Genomic DNA, 1,250 nt, shown 5'->3' on the forward strand with positions numbered 1-1,250 from the left:
TGAACTGGCCTAATGATTTTGGACACCTTCATCGGGCGCTATCATGGCGCCCAAACGGAGGCAAAATCAGTGCGAAAGTCATACTCAAGAGAATACAAAATTCAAGCTGCCGAGATGGTGTTGGATGGTGGCCAGTCAGTCCCTGAAGTGTGTGAGGCCCTTGGACTTGGGCGCACGGCCCTTCGCCGCTGGGTTGAGCAGGTGCGCCAGGAGAGAGAGGGCAAAGTTCCGGCTGGAGCCAAAGCCATTACCCCGGAACAGCAACGGATTGAAGCGTTGGAAGCTCTAGTTCGTCAAAAAGATCGGGATATCGAAATCTTAAAAAAGGCCAGTGCTCTCCTGCTTCGGGACTCCAAAGATCGTTCTCGCTGATCAACGAACTGAGTGAGCACTATGGTGTTGTTGACTGCTGTCGCGTGCTTGGGGTCAGGCGCAGTAGTTTCTATGCGTGGCGCAAACGCCAAGGGCGTGAAAATCCCACCAGGGATGCTCTGCGCTCTCGGGTAGTCAGCCATTTCAAGGCGTCACGAGGGGCTGCTGGTTCACGAATACTGATGCAAGAACTGCGGCGTGAAGGCCATGGCGTCGGGCGTTTCAAGGTACGTGCGCTTATGCGCGAAGCTGGCCTGAAATGCCGGCAGCGTAGGCCGCACCGGTATCGATCATCGGGTACAGAAGCACTCATTGCGGAAAATCAGCTGAAGCGAAATTTCAAGGTTTCGGCAATCAACGAGGTTTGGTGTGGTGATGTGACCTACATCCAGGTGGGGAAACGTTGGATGTATTTTGCGGCCGTGATCGACTTGTATGCACGTCGAGTTGTGGGCTGGGCGTTTTCAATGACTGCCGATGCAAGATTGGCCTGTAACGCGCTGCGCATGGCATTCGAGTCCAGAGGTAAGCCAACGGGAGTGATGTTTCATTCAGATCAAGGCTGCCAATACACCAGCCATAAGTTCAGGGCTTTACTTGAAGAGTGCAGCTTCGAGCAGAGCATGAGTCACCGTGGCCAGTGCTGGGACAATGCACCCATGGAGCGTTTTTTCGGGGCACTGAAATCAGAGTGGATGTCTGCAGAGGGCTATGAATCCGAAGCTGAAGCTAAGGCAGACATTCAGGCTTACTTGGTGCGCTATAACCTCAAGCGCCTCCATAGCTACAACGGGTACGAGACCCCAGTAGCCATGGAGGGAAAGCTCAGGGCAGCGGCATGAACCTTAACCGGTGTCCAAAATTACTTGACCAGATCA

The 1,250-nt window shown here is 53.8% G+C and carries 2 protein-coding genes; both read left to right on the forward strand.

Annotated features, from left to right (window positions below; all coding sequences use genetic code 11):
* Positions 1-18 precede the first annotated feature (18 nt).
* A complete protein-coding gene (locus AC5PZ0_RS28210) occupies positions 19-372 on the forward strand; it encodes a transposase (protein WP_493856202.1) in 354 nt (117 codons plus the stop codon).
* Positions 372-1,214 (forward strand): IS3 family transposase, encoded by an 843-nt coding sequence (locus AC5PZ0_RS28215; RefSeq protein WP_493856203.1) that lies wholly within the window; start codon positions 372-374, stop codon positions 1,212-1,214. Before AC5PZ0_RS28210 ends, AC5PZ0_RS28215 begins: the two co-directional genes overlap by 1 nt.
* The last annotated feature ends 36 nt before the right edge of the window (positions 1,215-1,250 follow it).

The organism is Pseudomonas sp. 5.2 (assembly GCF_059025405.1).